The organism is Streptomyces nanshensis (assembly GCF_001751255.1).
Classification (GTDB): Bacteria; Actinomycetota; Actinomycetes; order Streptomycetales; family Streptomycetaceae; genus Streptomyces; species Streptomyces nanshensis_A.
Genome location: NZ_LJGW01000411.1, coordinates 1 through 19,624, shown reverse-complemented (window position 1 = coordinate 19,624; position 19,624 = coordinate 1). Strand labels below are relative to the sequence as shown.

The window sequence follows — 19,624 nt, the reverse complement described above, 5'->3', positions numbered from 1 at the left end:
CTCCCGCGTCGCCCGCCCCCTCCCCGGGCGACGCGGGAAGGCTGTCGTCCGCGGACTCCGGCGGTACGGGCCACAGCGCGGGGGTGATGTCGCCGGCCTCGGACGGGGCGGCGGGCCTCGCCCGCTCGTCGATCGACTCGCTCGGTCCCGCCGTCAGCTCCCTGAACAGGGCGCAGCGCTCGGTCAGTTCCTCCCGGGTGCCCGTGTCGAGGACCCGGCCCCCGTCCAGTACGGCGATCCGGTCGGCCAGCTCCAGCGTCGAGCGCCGGTGCGCGATGAGCAGCGTGGTGCAGGTGCCGGTGATCTGCGCGAGCGCGTCGTGGATGGCGGCCTCGGTCGCTGCGTCCACGGCGGAGGTCGCGTCGTCCAGTACGAGCACGCGCGGACGGCTGAGCAGCGTACGGGCGAGGACGAGGCGCTGCCGCTGCCCTCCGGAGAGCTTGTTCCCGCGCTCGCCGACGTCGGTGGCGTAGCCCTCGGGCAGCTCCGCGACGAACTCGTGGGCCCCGGCCTCGCGTGCCGCGGACTCCACTTCGGCGTCGGTGGCCTCCGGGCGGTCGTAGGCGATGTTGTCGCGGACCGAGCCGGAGAAGAGGAACGGCTCCTCGAAGACGACGCCGACGGTGTGCCGCAGCGAGGCGAGCGTCAACTCCCGTACGTCGGCGGCCTCTTCGGGCGGTCCGATGCGGACGCTGCCCTTCTGCGGGTCGTAGAAGCGCGGCAGCAGAAGCGAGACGGTGGACTTCCCGGAGCCGGAGGAGCCCACCAGCGCCACGGTCTCGCCGGGGCGCACCGTGAGGGAGAAGCCGTCCAGTACGGGGTCGCTGGGGGCGTAACCGAAGCGCACGTCGCGGAACTCGATCCCCACCGGCCCCTCGGCGACGTCGGTCGCGCCGGCGGCCTCGGTGATCTCGGGCCGTGCATCGATGAGTTCGTACACCCGCTCCGCGGAGGCGCGCCCCTGCTGCGCGGTGACGAGGAAGTTGGCGAAGAGCCGCGCGGGACCGGCGAGCAGCGAGAGATAGCCGGCGAAGGCGAGGAAGGTACCGAGGTCCAGACGCCCGTGCAGGGCGAGCCAGCCGCCGAAGGCGAGGACGCCGACGAGGCCGAGATGGGGGAGCGCCGACATGGACGCGGTGGCCAGCGACTGGAGGCGGACGACGCGCATCCGCCGGCCGTAGAGGCGGCGCGCTGCGCCTGCCAGCCGGTCGACCTCCCGCTGCTCCTGGCCGAAGCCCTTGACGACGCGGACGCCGGCGACGTTCTCCTCCACGCGCTCCGCGATCTTCGCGGCGTGTGCCTGCGCGTCACGGGTGGCCGGGACCAGGCGTCTTCGGCTGCGCGCGGTGACGAACGCCAGCGCCGGGATCACCGTGAGGGAGACCAGGGTCAGCAGCGGCGAGAGCCACAGCATGGCGCTCACGGAGACGACGAAGAGCGCGGTCACCCCCATCGGGATCGGCAGCATGCCGAGCATGATCTGCACCTGCTGCAGATCGCTGTTGGCCCGGGAGACCACCTGGCCCGTACGGAGCGTGTCCTGCTTCGCCCCGTCGAACTGCTGGACGGAGTCGAACAGGGCCGTGCGGAGCCGGTGTTGGACGGCCAGGGCCAGTTTCCCTGCGACGAAGCGGCGGGCGAACTCGGCGCCGAACTGCACCAGGGCGAGCGCCGCCATGCCGAGCACGAGCAGCCGGATGCGGTGCGCGTGGCCCGCGACGGCGTCGTTGACGGCGAGCCGCGCGAGCAGCGGCCCGAACGCCTCAAGTCCCGTTCCCAGAACGGAACTCAGGACGACGACGAGCGTGAGGCGCCGGTGCTGGAGGCAGGCGGCCGCGAGGCGGCGGAGCCAGGACGGGGATGTTGTTGATCTGCTGGGCACATGGTTAGCTTAGGCTTACCTAAGTAAAGCTCGCCACAGGGGTCGCGTGACCTCGCCCACATTCATCAGCTCGGTGTGGACGCCTCGGGCACGCCACGGCAGGTCGCCACCGGCGTGTGAACGGAACGCCAACGCACCGGAGGAAAGCAGGTCTTGATGCGTGTCCTCTTCGCCGGTCCGCCGTTCTTCGGACTGCTCTATCCCATGATTCCGCTGGCGCACGCCTTCCGCTCCGCGGGCCACGACGTACTCGTCGGCACCTGCGGCGCCGCCGCGCAGCGCACCCGGGAGGCGGGGCTTCTCGCGGTCGACTGCGCCCCCGGGATCGACCCGGACGCGCTGTACGCGGAGATGGAGAAGAGACGCCAGGGCAAACCCCCGTCACCGGGCGAGGCCGGGCAGCCCCCGAAGGGGAAGGGCTTCTCGTTCTTCAGCGACGAGATGGCCGACACCATGCTCGGCGTCGCGGAGCACTGGGAGCCCGACCTCGTCGTGCACACACCCAACGGCGTCGTCGGCCAACTCGTCGCGGCGCGGCTGGAGATCCCCTCCGTCCTGCACGCGGTCGGCTTCGGGCACACCGGTGCGCACGTGGGCATGATGAACAACGCGCTCGCGCCCGCCTACGAACGGCACGGCCTCGACGGACCGGCGCCGGTCGCCGCCTGGCTCGACGTCACCCCGCCGAGCATGAGCCGTACACAGGAGCCGCGCCGCTGGTCGATGCGGTACGTCCCCTTCAACGGCGGTGCCGTGCTGCCCGGTTGGCTGTACGAGCCGCGCACCCGGCCCTGCGTCACCGTCACGCTCGGCACGGTGCGCCCGGTCGTCGACGGCGTCTCCCCGGTCAAGTGGGTCATCGACGCCGCGCGGGAGACGGACGCCGAGTTCGTGCTCGCCCTCGGCGGCGCCGACCCCGCCGAGTTGGGCCCGCTGCCCGACAACGTACGGACCGTGCCGTGGACGCCGCTCGGCGCGCTCCTCGCCGCGTCCGACGCGGTCGTCCACCACGGCGGCGCCGGTACGACGCTCACCGCCCTGGACTCCGGGCTGCCCCAAGTCGTCCTCGGCGAGGGCGCGGACCGTCCCGCCAACGCGGCCGCCGTCGAGCAGCGCGGCTGCGGCATCGTGCCGGGCGGCCCGGAGGACTTCTCGCCCGCCCTCGTACAGAAGCTGCTCACCGACGACGGACTGCGCGCGAACGCACGCGAGACCGCGGAGGAGATGGCGTCGATGCCCAGCCCGGCGGAGACCGTCGGACGGCTGACCCAACTCGCCCTCACTGCACGGCGGAACCGGTGAACGCGCTGCACGGCATGGTGCCGCGGCCCCGCTCCGGGGACGAGGCGGAGACGGCGGAGGAGTCCGGGGCCGGTACGGGGCCGGGACCCGGGGCGCGGCCGGAGCCGGGAGCCGGAACCGAGCCGCGGTCGGGGGCCGTAACCGAGTCGGGGTCCGGGGCCCGGCCTGGGCCGGGGGCGCGGCCTGAAGCTCAGCGCGAACCCTGCCGGGGACCCGGTGAGGAGCACCCGGCCGCGCCCCGCACGGTGGACAGCCCATGCGTCGCCCGTCTCGCCGCCGACCTCGCGGGCCATGGGACGACGCCCACGCGCGAGACGCTGCTCGCCCGCTTCTGGGCGGAGACCGAGGCCGCCGGGACCCCGCTCATCGAACCCGTCCCCGGCGATCCGCACCACTGGGACGTCACGTTTCTGTGGCGGGGGAGCCCCGCGACGCGGCGGGTGCTGCTGCTGGTCAACCGCCTCATCGACCGTTCCGACCACACCTCCGGGCTGATGCGGCGGCTGCCCGGCACCGACGTGTGGCACTTCACCTACCGGCTGCGCAGCGACCACCGGGGCTCGTACCGGATCGCCGCGGACGACTCACCCGCCGCCGCCCGCGCCGACGAGCAGCATCTGCGGTCCCTCACGGGAACGTCGGTGGCCGATCCGCTCAACCCCCGTTCCGTCGCCACCCGTTGGGACGGTCCCCCGGCCTCCGTCTTCGCGCTTCCGGACGCCCCGCCGCAGCCCTGGCGGGCCCGTCGTCCCGGCGTCGTACGGGGCACCGTGGAGCGGCACACGTACGCGAGCACCGCCCTCGGCGCCGAGCGCGAGGTGTGGGTCTATCTGCCGCCCGGCGCGGACGCGGCGGACGCCCCCGCACCCGGCGTACTGCTGCTGCTGGACGGCGACATGTGGTTCGGGCAGATGCACTTCGAGGACGTGCTCGACAATCTCCACGCCGACGGCGCCGTCGGCCCGCTGGCCGTCGTCGCACCGCACGCCGTCGACAACCCCACGCGCATGGGCGAGTTCGGCGGACGCAGGCCCTATGCCGACTTCCTCACCGCCGAGTTGCTGCCCTGGGCCGTACGCCGCTGGTCGCTGACCGACGACCCCGCGCGCACGGTGGTCGCCGGGCAGAGCCTCGGCGGTACGACCGCGCTGTTCACCGCGCTCGCGCAGAGCCGTCACCGCGTCGGGAACGCCATAGCCCAGTCCACGTCGATGTGGTGGCACCCCGAGGTGGGGCCGGGGATTCCCTCCGGTTTCGCGGAGGGCGACCAGTGGCTGACCCGGCAGTTCACCGAACAGCCCGTACGCGACGTACGGATCCGCCTGGACACCGGCCTGCATGAGGGCGTCATGGCCGGCATGGCACGCGACCTGGAACAGCGGCTGCGCGCACGGGGCTACGACGTCACCCATACGGAGTTCAACGGCGGCCACGACTACGCCTGTTGGGGCGGAGCCCTCGCGGACGGCCTGGCGGCCCTCCTGGGCCCCGGCCCCCGTCCCGGTCCCGCGGTCTCGCCGCCCGCGTCCGCGCCGTGAGCCGTACTGCACACGCCCACGGTCGTACGGCACATGCCCCGTGACGCATCGGCCATGACCCGCGACCCATCGAACCGTCCGCCCCTCACACCCTCAGATCCGAGCAAGGAGTCCCCGAGATGACATCGATACGTCTGTCCGCACACAGATCCGCCCTCACCGCGGCGGCCGTCGCCGGCGCGCTGCTGCTGAGCGGCTGCGGCGGCCAGGACGACGCCGAGGCGAACGCCGGGGGGAAGTCCGGCGGCACCCGCACCGTCACGGACGCCAAGGGAACCAAGGTGAAGGTGCCCTCCGCTCCCCGGCGCGTGGTCACCCTCAGCGAGCCCACCCTCGACGCGGCCCTCGCCCTCGGCTACCAGCCCATCGGCGCGACGAGCGGCCGGGGCCAGCAGACGGTCTCCAGCTATCTGGAGAAGAAGGCTACGAAGGCCGAGATCGTGGCGACGGTCGCCGAGCCCGACCTGGAGAAGATCGCCAAGTTGCAGCCCGACCTGATCCTGCTCGACGAGACCGTGGGTTCGAAGCGCGTCATCGGCAAGCTGCGCGAGATCGCCCCGGCCGTCCTCACCTCCACGCTCAAGGCCGACTGGAAGAAGGCCCTGGTCTCCACCGCCGACGCCCTCAACAAGCGGGAGAAGGCGGAGAAGTGGCTGGAGAAGTTCGAGGGCGACGTACGCAGCACACGCTCCGCGCTCGGCTCCAACTCCAAGGCCGAGACCAGCGTCATCCGCTGGCAGGAGGGCGGACCGTCCGTCGTCGGCAAGGGCAAGGGACACGTCGGCTCGACGCTGGCCGCTCTCGGGCTCACCCGCCCGAAGAACCAGCAGGGCGAGAGCCTCGGCCGCAGCGAACCGGTCAGCCTGGAGAAGCTGGACACCATCGACGGGGACTGGCTCTTCTTCGGCACTCTCGAGGACGCCGCGTCGGGGAAGAAGGCGCTGAAGGAGGCGCGGAAGGTCCCCAACTTCGAGCGTCTGAACGCCGTCAAGGACGATCACGTGGCGGTCATCGAGGGGTCCGCCTGGAACAGCGCGGGCGGCCCCATCGCGGCCCGTACGGTCCTCACGGACGTGAAGCGGAACCTGGCCGGCTGAACGGGGCGGGGCGGGGCGGCCGTTCGCGCACGGGCTGTCCGTGCGCCAACCCGTCCCGCGCCGGCCGTCCGCGAACCGGCCGCCGGCCGTCCCGCCCGGGCCCGCTCCGCTCTCGCCGCGGCACGGGTTGGCCGAACGTCCCCGCCGTCGGGTTGCATGGGGGCATGAACGACGACCTGGAACTGCGCGCCGAAGCCGATGCCCTCCTCGCCGGACTCGTCGGCGACCCGACGGGGAGCGCACGGCTGCGGGAGGACCAGTGGCAGGCGGTGTCGGCGCTGGTGCGCGAGCGGCGCCGGGCACTGGTGGTGCAGCGCACCGGCTGGGGCAAGTCGGCGGTGTACTTCGTCGCCACCGGCCTGCTCCGCCGCCGGGGAGCGGGCCCGACGGTGATCGTCTCGCCGCTGCTCGCCCTGATGCGTAACCAGGTCGACTCGGCTGCGTGTGCCGGCATCCGGGCGCGCACCATCAACTCGGCCAACCCGGAGGAGTGGGAGACCATCCACGGGGAGGTCGAGCGCGGCGAGACGGACGTCCTCCTCGTCAGCCCGGAACGTCTCAACTCCGTCGACTTCCGCGACCAGTTGCTCCCCCGGCTGGCGGCCACCACCGGTCTGCTGGTGGTCGACGAGGCGCACTGCATCTCCGACTGGGGCCATGACTTCCGCCCCGACTACCGCCGGCTGCGCACCATGCTCGCCGACCTGCCCGAGGGCGTGCCGGTGCTCGCCACCACGGCGACGGCCAACGCACGCGTCACCGCGGACGTCGCCGAGCAGTTGGGCACCGGCGGCGCGGACGCCCTGGTGCTGCGCGGACCGCTGGACCGCGAGAGCCTCCGGCTCGGCGTGCTCACGCTGCCGGACGCCGCGCACCGGCTGGCCTGGCTGGGGGAGCGGCTGGACGGACTCCCGGGCTCCGGCATCATCTACACCCTCACGGTGGCGGCGGCCGAGGAGGTCTCGGCATATCTGCGCCAACGCGGCTACGCCGTGGCGTCCTACACCGGCAAGACGGAGAACGCCGACCGCCTTCAGGCCGAGGAGGATCTGCTCGCGAACCGTGTGAAGGCCCTGGTGGCCACCTCCGCGCTCGGAATGGGCTTCGACAAGCCCGACTTGGGCTTCGTGGTGCATCTCGGTTCGCCTTCCTCGCCCATCGCCTACTACCAGCAGGTGGGGCGCGCGGGACGTGGCGTGGACCACGCCGACGTACTGCTGCTGCCGGGCCGGGAGGACGAGGCGATCTGGGCGTACTTCGCCTCCGTGGGCTTCCCGTCCGAGGAACAGGTGCGCCAGACGCTGGCCGTGCTCGAACAGGCGGACCGCCCGCTCTCGCTGCCGGCCCTGGAACCGCAGGTGGACCTGCGGCGCTCCCGGCTGGAGACGATGCTGAAGGTCCTGGACGTCGACGGGGCGGTCCGCCGTGTGAAGGGCGGCTGGACCGTCACCGGGCAGCCGTGGATGTACGACGCGCAGCGCTACGCCTGGGTCGCCCGGCAGCGAGAGGCCGAACAGCAGGCCATGCGGGACTATGTCGCCACCACCGGCTGCCGCATGGAGTTCCTTCAGCGCCGCCTCGACGACGAGAAGGCAGCCCCGTGCGGACGCTGCGACAACTGCGCCGGGCCCTGGCTCGATCCCTCCGTCTCGCCCGGGGCGCTCGCCGCGGCGAGCGGCGAACTGGAGCGTCCCGGGGTCGAGTTGGAGCCGCGCCGCATGTGGCCCACGGGCATGCCCGCCGTCGGGGTCGACCTCAAGGGCCGCATCCCCGCGGACGAACAGGCCGCCACCGGACGGGCGCTGGGCAGGCTGTCGGACATCGGCTGGGGCAACCGGCTGCGTCCCCTCCTCTCCCCGCAGGCCCCGGACGCACCGGTACCGGACGACGTGCTCTCCGCCGTCGTGACCGTGCTCGCCGACTGGGCCCGCTCGCCGGGCGGCTGGGCGAGCGGAGGCGCCGATGCGCTGACGCGTCCGGTGGGCGTCGTCGCCGTGCCCTCCCGTACCCGGCCGCACCTCGTCGGATCGCTGGCCGAGGGCCTGGCCCGGGTGGGCAGGCTCCCGCTGCTCGGCAGCCTGGCCTACGCGCCGGAGGCGGAGGAGTACACGGCGCACCGCAGCAACTCCGCCCAGCGGCTGCGCTCCCTGGCCGCCTCGCTGACCGTCCCCGGCGAACTCTCCGCCGCTCTGGCCGCCACCCCCGGACCCGTCCTGCTCGTCGACGACTTCACCGACACCGGCTGGACGCTCGCCGTCGGCGCCCGCCTCCTGCGCCGGAACGGAGCCGGCCAGGTGCTCCCTCTCACCCTCGCCCTGGCCGGCTGAACCTCCTCTCGCGTGCCTTCGCTCCGCCGTCCGGAACCCGCGCCGCCCGGATCCGTCGGCACCGCCCGTCAGTTCAGCGGCGGCGGTCCGTCGTGGCGTGAAGTGCCCCAGGACGAGGGCGAGTCGCCGACCTCGAACGACAGGGTCCGTATTCGCCGCAGCGCGTCGGTGGTCAGATAGGTCCGCTCCAGGTCGTGTCCGTCGGTGCGCGCCGACTGTATGTACCGGTCGTTCGTCGACGTGCCCGGCGCCTTCACGGTGAGCCGCCCGCGCGGGTAGTAGCGCCGGTCCAGGCCGATGTCGACGCGGTCGAAGACGGGCGTGGACAGCCCCCAGGTGTCCGTGCCGGGCTGGACCGGGAAGATCCCGATCGACGACAGCACGTTCCACGCGGACATCGTGCCGAGGTCGTCGTTGCCGGTGAGCCCGGTCGGGGCGTCCGTGAAGAGCGTCAGCGCCGCATGCACCACATCGGTGGCCTTCCACGGCTGCCCCGTCGAGAGATAGGTGTAGGGCGCGATGAGATCGGGCTCGTTCTGCGGGTTGTACTTGTCCGCGTTGTAGTAGTCGTACGGGCCGTTGACCCACACCTCCCGCGCGGTCTTCTCCGGATCCTTCAGCAACTCGTCGTAGGCGAAGAAGGAGTCGAGGCGCTTGTTGGCGGCCTTCGTGCCTCCGACCAGACCGACCATGCCGGGCAGGTCCTGCGGCACGAGCCACTGGTACTGCCAGGACGTGCCCTCGTGGAAGCCCTCGCTCTCGGCGGGATCGGCCGGACCCGTGAACTTCCCGTCGGCGTCTCGCGCCCGGAAGAAGCCGGTCGAACCGTCGAAGATCTTCCGGTAGTTCTGAGCGCGCTCGGCGTAGCGCTTCGCATCCGCCCGGTGCCCGAGGTCGCCGGCCATCTCGGCGAGCATCGCGTCCGACAGCGCGTACTCCAGGGTCGCCGAGGCCCCGTGGTCGTAGTCGGAGTCGCCGGGCTTGGTGTGCGGGCGGCCCTTGATGTACGGCACGTAACCGTCGGCGATGTACGGCTTGTTGGCCTCCCGGCCGACGGCCGGCGAATCGGCGGGCGGCACCCCGTCCGCGTTCTTCTTCAGCGCGCGGTACGTCCGCTCCTCGTACCCCTTCAGCAGACCCTGCTGGTAGGCGTTGGTGAGGAAGGGCGTGACCGGGTCGCCGGTCATGATGTTCGTCTCGACGGTGCCGTAGCCCCACTTGGGCAGCCAGCCGCCCTCCTCGTCGACGTGCAGCGCGGAGACCGCCATGTCACGCGCCTCGCGCGGCGCGAGCAGCGACAGCAACTGGCTCTGGGTGCGGTAGGTGTCCCACAGCGAGAAGTTCTGGAAGTAGGTGAAGCCCTTCGCGCGGTGGATCTTCTGGTCGTAGCCGGTGTAGCGGCCGTCCGCGTCGCTGCCGATGTTCGGAGCGAGCATGGACCGGTACAGGGACGAGTAGAAGGTGCGCCGCTGTGTGTCACTGCCGCCGCGTGCCCGTACGTCGTCGAGCCGGTCCTCCCAGGCCGACCGTGCTGCGCGCGCCACGTGGTCGAACGAACGGCCGCCCTCGGCACGCAGGTTGGTGGCCGCACCCGCCGCGTCGACGTACGAGACCGCCGTGGTCGCCTCGACGGTGCGGTCCTTGCCGGTGTCGAAGCGCACCCATGCGCCGTTGCGCCCGCTCTTGGCGGAGGATTCCTCGGTGCCTTCGCTGACCTTGCCGCCCTTCCAGGTGCCGGAGGCGGTGAAGGGCCTGTCGAAGCGGGTCACGGTGTAGAGCGTGTACGGCTCGGTGTCCTGGCAGAAGCCGCGCCCCGTGATCGCCGTACGCACCGTCCGGTCGTCGAGGATCTGCACCTTCGTGGAGACCGTCTCGTGCAGCGACTGGCCCGCGTTGAGCAGGACGTTGGCCTTCTTCGTTGCGGGGAAGGTGTAGCGCTGCACTCCCGTGCGCGGTGTCGCGCTCAGCTCCGCGCCGATGCCGCCGTCCAGCCCGGCCCGGTAGTAGCCGGGGCTCGCCTCCTCGTCGTCGTGGCTGAACCGCGCCGCGTACTTCGCGTTGTCCGTCTCGGTGATCTCCCCGGTGGTCGGCAGCACGGGCAGATCACCGCCCAACCCGCAGCCCACGCCCGAGACATGGACGGAGGAGAAGCCGCGGATGTGCTGGTGTGAGTGGTCGTAGCCGGTGTTGTGACCGGTGTCCGGCGAGAGCTGCACCATGCCGAACGGAACGGCGGCACCCGGGTAGGTGTTGCCCTCGTTCTCGGTGCCGATGAACGGGTTCACCAGGTCGGTGAGCCGGCCGTCCTGCGTCTCGTCCGCCGGATACGGAGCGGCTGCGGTGAGCACGCTCGCGAGCACGGCGGCAGCCGTCAACGCGCGGGCGGTGCGCAGCCGGGGGCGGCGGGGCCATCTCATGACGGGACCTCCGGGAGTGGGAGTGGCGTGGTGCGCGGGGTGTCGGTGAGGAGCGCGGGCGGGCGCACCGGGGCGCGGGCACGGTGGGGAGGGCAGCACGACGTTGTCGGACAACGTTGTCAACCCCGTTATTGTTCGGAGGACTTGTGCCGCCGTCAAGAGGTGCGAGCCGGACCCGGCGGCCTCTCCATGAGAGAGCCGTGACGGGCCGTCGGCACAGTGACGGCGTGACCTCCGCTGCCGGGCGGCGGCGCTCTTGGCAGGCGCGGCCGAGCGGGCCGACCGGCCAACGGGGCGTCCGTTGTGGGTCGTTGGGCGGTGGTGTCGGTGACGAGGTGCGGTTCCGTGTCGCGCATGGGGCCATGCAATCGGCCGGAGGAAACATCCGGTCTGAGGGCCTGTGGACAACTCGCCTTTGGTAGTACAGCCGTACAAACCAGGTGTCCTGTGGACAAGTGACGAAGACATTCGGTCCGTCCCCGGCACTGTTGCGGCATGACACAGCGAGACAGCGGACACGGACCCGACCACACGCACCGTCACGTTCACGGTCACGGCGAGGCACGGGATCGGAGCGGGGACGGCGGCCAGGATCCCGGGATTACCGGCGGGCAGGAGCCGGGAGCAGAGCAGCAGGACGCCGCGGGCGAAGTCCTGCCGCCCCGCTGTGATTCGGCGTCACCGGACACCGGACACGAGGGGACGGGCAGGAGCGACATCGCCCTGCGCGGCCCCGCGGAGTTGGCCGATGCCCTTCCGTATCTGCTCGGGTTCTATCCCGACGACTCCATCGTGGTCGTCGCCCTGCACGGTCCTCGAGGCCGCTTCGGCGGCCGGATCAGGCTCGGCATCCCGGCCGACCGTGAGGAGTGGCCTGCCGTCGCGCAGCAGGTCGCCACCTGCCTTGAGGGCGAGGTCAGATCCGGTGAGCGGCGGCCCGACGGCGCCATCCTCTTCCTCTGCCAGGACCCGAGCGCCGCGGAGCGGAGAGAGGAGGTGATGCTGCGGCTGGCCCCTCTCGCACAGTCGCTCCGTACCGCGTGCGGCGCACGGGACATCCCGGTCTACGAGGCGCTGTGCCTCTCCGCCGGCCACTACTGGTCGTACTGCTGCCCGGACGCCGCCTGCTGTCCCCGCGAAGGACGTCCCGTGGGCGCCTCCGGCACCTCGGCGATGGCAGCCGCCGCGGCATACGCGGGCATCCAAGTACGCGGCTCCCTGCGGGAGATGGAGCGAAGGCTGACGCCGCTCGGTTCCCCCGTGGCAGAGCCGCAGGAGAAGGCCCTCGACGTCGCCAGCGAAACCCTCGTCCCGCGCATGCTGGCCCCGGACGGCTGCACCGCGGTAAGGGCGCAGACGCTCCGCCTTGCCCGGTCCTGGATCGCGCGTCTCCGCGAAGCCGTCCCGGACGACGACGAATGCGCCCGCGCCGACGCACACGACGACGCGCTCATCGGCCATGAGGAAGCGGCCGCGATGATCGTCGGCCTTCAGGACCGCAAGACCCGCGACCGGGCCGCGGAGTGGATGGAGGGCACCGACTCCCGTCCCGCGCTGCGTCTTTGGCGAGCGCTCGCACGGCGCTGCGTCGGACCGTACGGCGAACACGCCGCGGCACCGCTCACGCTCGCGGGCTGGGTCGCCTGGTCCGAGGGGGACCGGCCGTCGGCCCGGATCGCCCTCGACCACGCGCTGCGCAGCGACCCCGATTACGTCTTCGCCCGGCTGCTGCACCGTGCATTCAACGACGGCATGGATCCGGAGCCGTTGCGCCGCTGCATGCGCAAGGAACGGGACGCGCGGCAGGGGCGGCGACTTCCCCGGGAGCACGATCCCGGCAGCTCGGTCGGCCGTCATCTGCCGTGACCAGCCTGCCGGTCAGCCGTTCACTTCTGTGCAGACGCCGCTCACCCGCGCCCCGGCACCTCGCCGGACCCCACACCAGAGGAAGCGGAGGTACGTCCATGTCCACGATGTCGCAGCCCACCGCACCGCAGCCGCCCACTCCCGCTGGCCGTCAACCGTCGGCGGCCCGGCTGCCGCTCCCCGCCGCATCAGGCGGGGGCCCGGCCCCCGGCCACATCCTGCGCCAGCCGCCGCCCGGCGCGGCCCAACACCGGTCCGCGCACGCCGCGTTGATCTGCGTCGCGGCGCCGCACCTCGCGGTGTCTCCCGAACACGGCCAGCTCAACGGCGAGGGCATGGAGGGCTGTTACCACCGCGGCAGAAGGGTGCTCTCGCACTGCCGCCTCCTCGTCGCCGGCACCGAGCCCCTTCCGCTGCGGAGCCGCATGCTCGGCGCGGACCAGGCGTGCTTCACCGCGACCGTGCCCACCACGGTCGCCACCGGGCCCGACCCGACGATCGTGATCGACAGACTCAGATCCGCCGACGGCACGGAACGGATCACCGTACGGAACATCTCCGGACGCCCCCTCCGGCTGCCCCTCGAACTCCGCCTCGGCACAGACCTCGCGGAGCTCGCCGACATCGCGGCCGTCGCTCCCGGGCAGTCCGGCCCGCCGCTCCCCGCCTCCGTGCACGGCGCGGGCCTCGCCTGGTCGTCCGGGGAGCTGCGCGCCTCCGTCTCCGCCGAACCGCAGCCGGACACCAGCCTCGCCCGGCCCGGACTGCTCGCCTGGGACTGGGAGTTGACTCCCGGCACCGCACGTACGGTCGTGCTCAGCAACGCCCTGGAGCGCACGACCGCGACGCCGGCCAAGCCCCGGAAGCCCGACGGCAGGAGCCGGGCCGACAGGAAGAAGCCGGCCGCCGTTTCCGCTCCGGCTCTCGCCTCCGAACCGCCGAGACCGCTCAGGCTCTGGCGGGGTGCGTACGCCGACGGTGACGACACCCGGATCGCCCCGCTCATCCGTACGGCCCTCGATGACGCCAACGCGCTGCTGATGGGCGATCCGTCGCAACCGTCCGACCTGTACCTCGCCGCCGGCGCTCCCTGGCGCTGCGTCCTGGCCCCGGCCGAATCCCTCCGAGCGGCCCGCATGCTGCTGCCGCTCGGCACCCGGCTCGCGGCAGGCACCCTGCGCACACTCGCCCGCAGCCAACTCACCGCCCCGGGCCCCGACTCGGGCCGGCTTCCCGGTCCGCTCCGGCACTCCGGTCCGTACACCCCGCCCCACTGCAGCGGCACGGAGGCCACCCTGCTCTTCCCCACGGTTCTCGCCGAAGCGCGGCTGTGGGGCATGCCGGAGTGCGAGGTGCGGCAGCTCGTGCCCGCCGCCGAGCGCTGCCTGACCTGGATGCTCAAGGCCACCGGCGGCAAGCCCTTCGTCCCCGACCCGGCACCCGACGGCCCGTACCGATGTGAGGTGCAGGCGAGCGCACACCGGGCCGCCGTACTCGGCGCCGGACTGCTGGAGGCATGCGGTGCGGACGGGGCAGCGGAGCTGAGGGAGTGGGCGGAACGACTCGCCGCCCGCTTCCGTGAGGAGTTCTGGCCGGAGAACGACACCGGCACCGAAGCGGGACCCGTGACGGTGCGTACCCGTGACGGCGCCGTGCTCACTCATCTCACCTCCGCGGCGGCCGAGTTGCTCGACACCGGGCTCGCCGGAGAGGGCCGCCTCGCAGACGGTCTGCTCACCGCGTCACAGACCGGCCTGCTCGCCCAGCGCCTGACGAGCCCGGTACTCGACTCCGGATGGGGACTGCGCAGCCTCGGTGCCGGGGACGAGCGGCACAGCCCGTTCGGCCATCGCGGCGGGGCCGTTCACGTCCAGGAGTCCGTGACCGCGATCGCCGGGCTCGCAGCAGCGGGCCATGAGCAGGAGGCCGGTGCACTGCTGCGCGGCATGCTCGATGCGGCGGGCTCGTTCGGTTTCCGCCTGCCGGAGATGTACGCGGCGGAGCAGCGGGACGAGGGCGGCACGCCGCTTCCGCATCCCGCGGCGTGCCGCCCGGCGGCAGTCGCGGCGGCGGGCGCGGTCCATCTCGTCACCGCGCTCGCCGGTGTACGTCCGGACGCACCGGCGGGCACGGTCTCCGTGCACCCCGTCGCCGAAGCACCCCTCGGAGCGCTCCGCTTCGCGGGCCTGCGTATCGGCGGCGAGCCGTTCTCGGTACGGGTCGACGGCACCGGACAGGCCGAGGTGGAGGAGGCGTCGGACAGACTCCGAATCCTTGTGCGGCAAAGGGGAGTTGATGCTGCATCACCCACTGCCGAGAGCGGCACCAAGCCCCACGCAGAGCCTCCGGAAGTCCCCGTGAGGAAGCGCTCAGGAACCGCCTGATTATCGTCAGGGAGACGACTATGATCTTGCCATGCCCTACGACCCGTCGGCCTTCCCTCCGTTCGCTGTCACCGTCGACCTCGTGGTGCTCACGGTGCGCAGAGACGCACTCTGCGCCCTGGTCGTGCGCCGTGGAGAGGAGCCGTACGAGGGTCAGTGGGCGCTCCCCGGAGGGTTCGTCGGGGCCGACGAGGACCTCTCGCGGGCAGCCGCGCGCGAACTCCAGGAGGAGACCGGTCTGCGGGCCCACGAGACGGCCGGCGGGTTTCCGGGCGCGCACCTGGAACAGTTGGCGACTTACGGCGCCCCCGACCGTGATCCGCGGATGCGGGTGGTCAGCGTCGCCCACCTCGCGCTCGCACCGGATCTGCCCTCGCCCACACCTGGGGGAGACGCCCAGGGTGCCCGCTGGGCCCCGGTGGACGATCTGCTCGGCGCGACCGATATCTCCCACCGGAACGCGGGCGGTGCGCACAAGGCATCGCTCGCCTTCGACCACGGCCGCATCCTCGCGGCGGGCGTCGAGCGAGCCCGCTCCAAGATCGAGTACTCGTCGCTCGCGACGGCCTTCTGCCCACCGGAGTTCACGGTCGGCGAGCTGCGCCGCGTCTACGAAGCGGTGTGGGGCGTGGTGCTCGACCCGCGCAACTTCCACCGGAAGGTGACGGGGACGCCGGGCTTCCTCGTCCCCACCGGCGGGACGACCACGCGCCAGGGTGGCCGCCCGGCGCAGCTCTTCCGCGCCGGCGGAGCGAACCTGCTCAACCCGCCCATGCTGCGGCCGGAGGTCTGACACCCCGGCACTCGGCCCGCCCGTAACGGACTTGGCCGGGGGCACCGCATTGCCGTCGAAAGCCTGACATGTCGCGTTATCTTGCCCTGACTCCGCCCCACGCGTCCCGCGGGAGAAGCGATGATCCAGGCAATCGGACTGACCAGTCTGCCTCGCCGTCACCAACTCGAGCCCGCCGTCGACGACCTCACCTTCGAGGCCCGTCCCGGCCGTGTCACCGTGCTTCTCGGGCCCGAGAGTTCGGGCAAGACGACGGCGCTGCGCCTCATGCTCGGACTGGAGACGGGACGCGGGACGGCTCTCTTCCGTGGCCGTCCCGTCCACCGGATCCAGCATCTGGCCCGTGAAGTCGGCGTGCTGCTCAGCGAGGTGAACGGCCACCCGGGACGTACGGCCCGCGGTCATCTGCGGATGCTCGCCGCCGCGGCCGGATTCCCCGCGGCCCGCGCGGACGAAGTCCTCGACGTCGTCGGCCTCAGCGGCCTCGCCGACCAGCGCATGAGCACGCTCTCGCGCGGGATGGACCGACGCCTCGGCATGGCGTGCGCACTCCTGGGCGACCCGCACACGCTCGTCCTCGACGAACCGGCCCACGAACTCTCCCCGCGCGAAACCGCCTGGCTGTACTCCCTGATCCGCGGCTACGCACAGCAGGGCGGCACCGTACTCGTCACCTCACGCCAGTCCGAGGAAGCGGCCCAACTCGCCGACCGCGTCGTGAGTATCGACTCGGGCCGCCTCGTCGCCGACCAGGAAGCGGCAGATTTCGTGCGGACGCGGCTGCGCCCCCGCGTCGCCGTCCGGACCCCGCATGCCGAACGCCTCGCCGCCGTACTCACCCAGGAGGGACGCAAGGCGGGCCGCAACCGCGACAAGGGCCCGTTGAAGGTCGTCCACGAGGGCGGTACGAGGCTCTCGGTCTACGGCAGTAGCTGCGCCGAAGTGGGGGAGTGGGCGCATCGCAGCGGGATCCTGGTCCATCAACTCGCCGACGAGAGAGGCGATGCGGGGGACGTCCACGCTCCCGAGCCGCTCGACCGAGCCGACGGACGCCGCGCGGACGCCGGCGCTCCGGACGCCGATTCCGAGCCGGAACACGACGAGACGGCCCTCACCGAGTCCTCGGAAACACCGACCGACCGCCCTGTCACTGCGCAGGAAGAGCTGGACGAACTGGAGGAGTTCGCGAAGTTCGAGGAAGACGCCGCGAACACCGATGCGGCCGCCGACCCTGACAGCGCCCCACCCGCGAACTCTCGCCCGGTGGACGACAGTTCATCCACGGCCACGGAAGCGAAGTCCCCCGAGCCGCCAACGTCGGCCGTCGCGGAAGCCGCAAATTCCACCGACTCCACGGCGCGACCCGGCACGGAGTCAGAGACGGACGACTCCGACCCGTCCGGCGACGCCGACGACGCACACCCCAACAACGCTGCCCCCGAGGCCCGTACCGTCGGCCCGGTCCTCGGCGACCTCACCCCGGACGCCGGCACTCCCGGTCCCGCTCCTGAACCGGCCCCCGATCCTGACAGGGAGCCCGTCCTCGTCACCGCCCCTGCATCCCCGGCCTCGTCCACCGCCGCGTTCCTCGCCCCCGAGACGCCCTCACCCTTCTCGGAGGCACAGACCGTACGGATCAGCGACACCCCTCTCGAAGCCGAACCCGCCGACTCCGCCCAGCAGAACCGCGACGCCCGAGACGCCGAAGCCCACGCCCCAGAATTCTCGGCCACCGAACCCCCAACCCCCGAAAGCCTCGAACGCGAGACTCCCGAGTCGCTGCCCCGCGTCCTGCTCAAGCCGCTCGCCGACCCCGACGCCCGCGGGAAGGCCAAGTCCCTGTGGACGCCGGTGCCTTCGGCTCCGTCCGCGTCCGCCGCCGCCGAACTCCCGCCTCAGCTCGTCGCGATCGCGCGTCCGGGCCCGGCGGCGCCTCTGCGGTACGAGTTGTGCCGCCTGTTCAGCGTCCGCAGCACCTGGATCGCCCTGGCCCTCACCGTCGCGGTCGCGTTCTGCGCCGCGCTCCTCATGGCCCGTACGGGCATGGGACTTCCGTCGAGCTCGGGAGGCTCGCCCGCTCCCGCCGTACGGCTTCTGACGGGCTGGCCCTCGGGCGGAATCTTCGTCCTGCCTCCCGTCGCCGTCGCAGCGGGCCTGCTGGGCGCCTTCGCCTTCGGCGAGGAGTTCCGCTATCCCGCGCTGGCGCCCGCCCGTTCACCCGTGCCGCGCCGACTCAGCCTGCTCGCCGCGAAGTTGGCCGTCTCCGCGCTGCTGACCGTAGTGCTCAGCCTCGTCGTGGCCGTCGTCAACGCGGCGGGTGTGACACTGCTTCTCGGCTCGGGAGCCCTCGCGCTGCCCGGCGACGCCGCCTCCGCTTCGGCCGGAGGGTCGTGGCGGCTCCATGTCGCGGGAGTGTTCGTCTTCGCAGCGGGCTGTGCGTGGGCGGGAGTTCTGGCCGCGGGGATCTTCCGTTCCGGAGCGATCGGCACGGCGGTCGTGGTCGCGGTTCCGCTGCTGCTGGCCCCTCTCGCCGGAACGTTGCTCGGCGACGGCCCGGCCGCCTCCGCTGCGCAGTCCGCCGCCTCCGCTTCATCCGGCGGCTCCGCGGGGGGAGTTCCGGGAGGTCTGGAGGCCGCCCTGCTGATGCCCTGGCCGCCGGGAGCGGAGCGCTGGGTGTCCACCGCGCTCGCACTCGTCTCCCAACCCATGGGCGCCGCCCTCGCGTTGACCCTGGCCGTCCTGCTGACCGCCTACCTCATCGCCGCTTTCAGCAGCAAGGCCAGGTAGTCCGGGGCGCCTGGTCACGACACCGCAGACCGCTGCCGTGAGCCGTCAACTCCCCACGGATGACCAGCAGATGAGCCACCGTGCGCCCCGCGTGACTCGTTCTTTCCGATAAGGCGTCAATACCGCGGAAGGCAGCGATCACCCTTTCGTGTGCTTTTCACCAAAGCCCTCAAGCCCGAACGGAGCGCCGCCGACAAAGGATGCGTGACTACCCTTGCGCATTCCATGATGATGACCGCCGCTCGCTCCGCCGACTCGGGCCTGGCCGGCCCCGGCGAACTCGACCGCTACACCTACGCGGAGTCCTCCGGCACACCCCGTCCGACCAGCAACGCCCCTGCGTGGCAAGGCTCGGAGGCCGACATCAACCGCGCCGGCCGCCGCGCCGCCGGCAGCCGCGGCCGCGGCCTGCACGGTCAACTCGTGCAGCAGCTCGGCCAGATGATCGTCTCCGGCGACCTGGGCGCCGACCGCCCCCTCGTCCCCGAGGAGATCGGCCACCGCTTCGAGGTCTCACGGACCGTCGTCCGCGAGTCCCTCCGCGTCCTGGAGGCGAAGGGACTGGTGAGCGCCAGGCCCAACGTCGGTACGCGCGTCCGCCCCGTCAGCGACTGGAATCTGCTCGATCCCGACATCATCGAGTGGCGCGCGTTCGGGCCGCAGCGCGAGGACCAGCGCCGCGAACTGCGCGAACTGCGCAGCACCATGGAGCCGTTGGCCGCGCGGCTGGCCGCCGGACAGCTACGGGACGACGTCCAGCAGCGGCTCGCGGACATGGTCGAGATCATGACGCACGCCGTCGGCCAGGGCGACACCCTCACCTTCTCCCGCGCGGACGCCGAGTTCCACGGCCAGCTCCTCCAGGCCGCCGGCAACCGCATGCTCGAGCACCTCTCGGGCATCGTCTCCGCCGCCCTCCAGGTCTCCGGCGGCCAGGGCACCGGATGCGACGTCGCCACGGAGGCGTCGATCGCGCAGCACCAGCGCGTGGTCGACGCGCTCGCCTCGGGCGAGGCCGCCGCCGCGGAGTCGGCGATGCGTCAGGTGCTCAGCGGACGTCCCGAACCGGTCCCCTCGGTCGGCCAGCCCGCCGTCGGCAGCGGTGGCGGTACGGGTTCCGGCTCCGCGGGGACGCCCGGCACCGATCACGTGGTCCCCGCACCGCGCGAGCACTGACCGCCGGGGGCTGCGCCGCACGACCCGGGCCGCCGCGTGCCGCACGTCCGCTGCC

11 protein-coding genes are annotated in these 19,624 nt (G+C 72.4%); 9 read left to right on the top strand and 2 right to left on the bottom strand.

All coding sequences use genetic code 11. The annotated features are described in order from the left end of the window. Window positions 1–1,882 (bottom strand): ABC transporter ATP-binding protein (locus AN218_RS25740; RefSeq protein ID WP_141747694.1); only part of this gene is annotated, 1,882 nt, incomplete at its 3' end. 156 nt (window positions 1,883–2,038) lie between these two features. Here AN218_RS25740 and AN218_RS25735 point away from each other — a divergent pair. The 4 genes from AN218_RS25735 (at window position 2,039) to AN218_RS25720 (ending at window position 8,146) form a co-directional block, all read left to right on the top strand. Then, a complete protein-coding gene (locus AN218_RS25735) occupies window positions 2,039–3,184 on the top strand; it encodes a nucleotide disphospho-sugar-binding domain-containing protein (RefSeq protein WP_070019360.1) in 1,146 nt (381 codons plus the stop codon). A gap of 245 nt (window positions 3,185–3,429) precedes the next feature. Then, window positions 3,430–4,722 (top strand): enterochelin esterase, encoded by a 1,293-nt coding sequence (gene fes / locus AN218_RS25730; RefSeq protein WP_070019358.1) that lies wholly within the window; start codon window positions 3,430–3,432, stop codon window positions 4,720–4,722. A gap of 119 nt (window positions 4,723–4,841) precedes the next feature. Beyond that, the gene (locus AN218_RS25725) at window positions 4,842–5,819 is read left to right on the top strand and encodes an ABC transporter substrate-binding protein (protein WP_070019354.1); all 978 of its coding nucleotides are present in this window, start codon (window positions 4,842–4,844) and stop codon (window positions 5,817–5,819) included. 164 nt (window positions 5,820–5,983) lie between these two features. Further along, complete coding sequence (locus tag AN218_RS25720) at window positions 5,984–8,146, top strand: RecQ family ATP-dependent DNA helicase (protein WP_070019352.1); 2,163 nt, start codon at window positions 5,984–5,986, stop codon at window positions 8,144–8,146. 68 nt (window positions 8,147–8,214) lie between these two features. Here AN218_RS25720 and AN218_RS25715 read toward each other — a convergent pair whose 3' ends face one another. Continuing rightward, window positions 8,215–10,563, bottom strand: coding sequence for a GH92 family glycosyl hydrolase (locus AN218_RS25715; RefSeq protein WP_070019350.1), 2,349 nt, complete (start codon window positions 10,561–10,563; stop codon window positions 8,215–8,217). A gap of 495 nt (window positions 10,564–11,058) precedes the next feature. Between AN218_RS25715 and AN218_RS25710 the strand changes: the two genes are divergently transcribed. The 5 genes from AN218_RS25710 (at window position 11,059) to AN218_RS25690 (ending at window position 19,569) form a co-directional block, all read left to right on the top strand. After that, on the top strand, window positions 11,059–12,429 hold the full coding sequence (locus tag AN218_RS25710) for a DUF4192 domain-containing protein (protein WP_079132590.1): 1,371 nt from the start codon (window positions 11,059–11,061) through the stop codon (window positions 12,427–12,429). Window positions 12,430–12,527: 98 nt separating this feature from the next. Continuing rightward, entirely contained in the window at window positions 12,528–14,813 is a 2,286-nt protein-coding gene (locus AN218_RS25705) for a glycogen debranching N-terminal domain-containing protein (protein WP_079132589.1), read from the top strand. Window positions 14,814–14,844: 31 nt separating this feature from the next. After that, window positions 14,845–15,606 (top strand): NUDIX hydrolase, encoded by a 762-nt coding sequence (locus tag AN218_RS25700; RefSeq protein WP_070019345.1) that lies wholly within the window; start codon window positions 14,845–14,847, stop codon window positions 15,604–15,606. 120 nt (window positions 15,607–15,726) lie between these two features. Then, window positions 15,727–18,393, top strand: coding sequence for an ATP-binding cassette domain-containing protein (locus AN218_RS25695; protein ID WP_070019343.1), 2,667 nt, complete (start codon window positions 15,727–15,729; stop codon window positions 18,391–18,393). A gap of 150 nt (window positions 18,394–18,543) precedes the next feature. Beyond that, window positions 18,544–19,569, top strand: a complete 1,026-nt coding sequence (locus AN218_RS25690) for a FadR/GntR family transcriptional regulator (RefSeq protein WP_070019342.1) — start codon at window positions 18,544–18,546, stop codon at window positions 19,567–19,569. The last annotated feature ends 55 nt before the right edge of the window (window positions 19,570–19,624 follow it).

Excerpts from the sequence above, each read along its gene's own strand:
- AN218_RS25735 (WP_070019360.1), top strand. The coding sequence starts at position 2,039 with ATGCGTGTCCTCTTCGCCGGTCCGCCGTTCTTCGGACTGCTCTATCCC.
- AN218_RS25725 (WP_070019354.1), top strand. The coding sequence starts at position 4,842 with ATGACATCGATACGTCTGTCCGCACACAGATCCGCCCTCACCGCGGCG.
- AN218_RS25720 (WP_070019352.1), top strand. The coding sequence starts at position 5,984 with ATGAACGACGACCTGGAACTGCGCGCCGAAGCCGATGCCCTCCTCGCC.
- AN218_RS25715 (WP_070019350.1), bottom strand. The coding sequence starts at position 10,563 with ATGAGATGGCCCCGCCGCCCCCGGCTGCGCACCGCCCGCGCGTTGACG.
- AN218_RS25710 (WP_079132590.1), top strand. The coding sequence starts at position 11,059 with ATGACACAGCGAGACAGCGGACACGGACCCGACCACACGCACCGTCAC.
- AN218_RS25705 (WP_079132589.1), top strand. The coding sequence starts at position 12,528 with ATGTCCACGATGTCGCAGCCCACCGCACCGCAGCCGCCCACTCCCGCT.
- AN218_RS25700 (WP_070019345.1), top strand. The coding sequence starts at position 14,845 with ATGCCCTACGACCCGTCGGCCTTCCCTCCGTTCGCTGTCACCGTCGAC.
- AN218_RS25695 (WP_070019343.1), top strand. The coding sequence starts at position 15,727 with ATGATCCAGGCAATCGGACTGACCAGTCTGCCTCGCCGTCACCAACTC.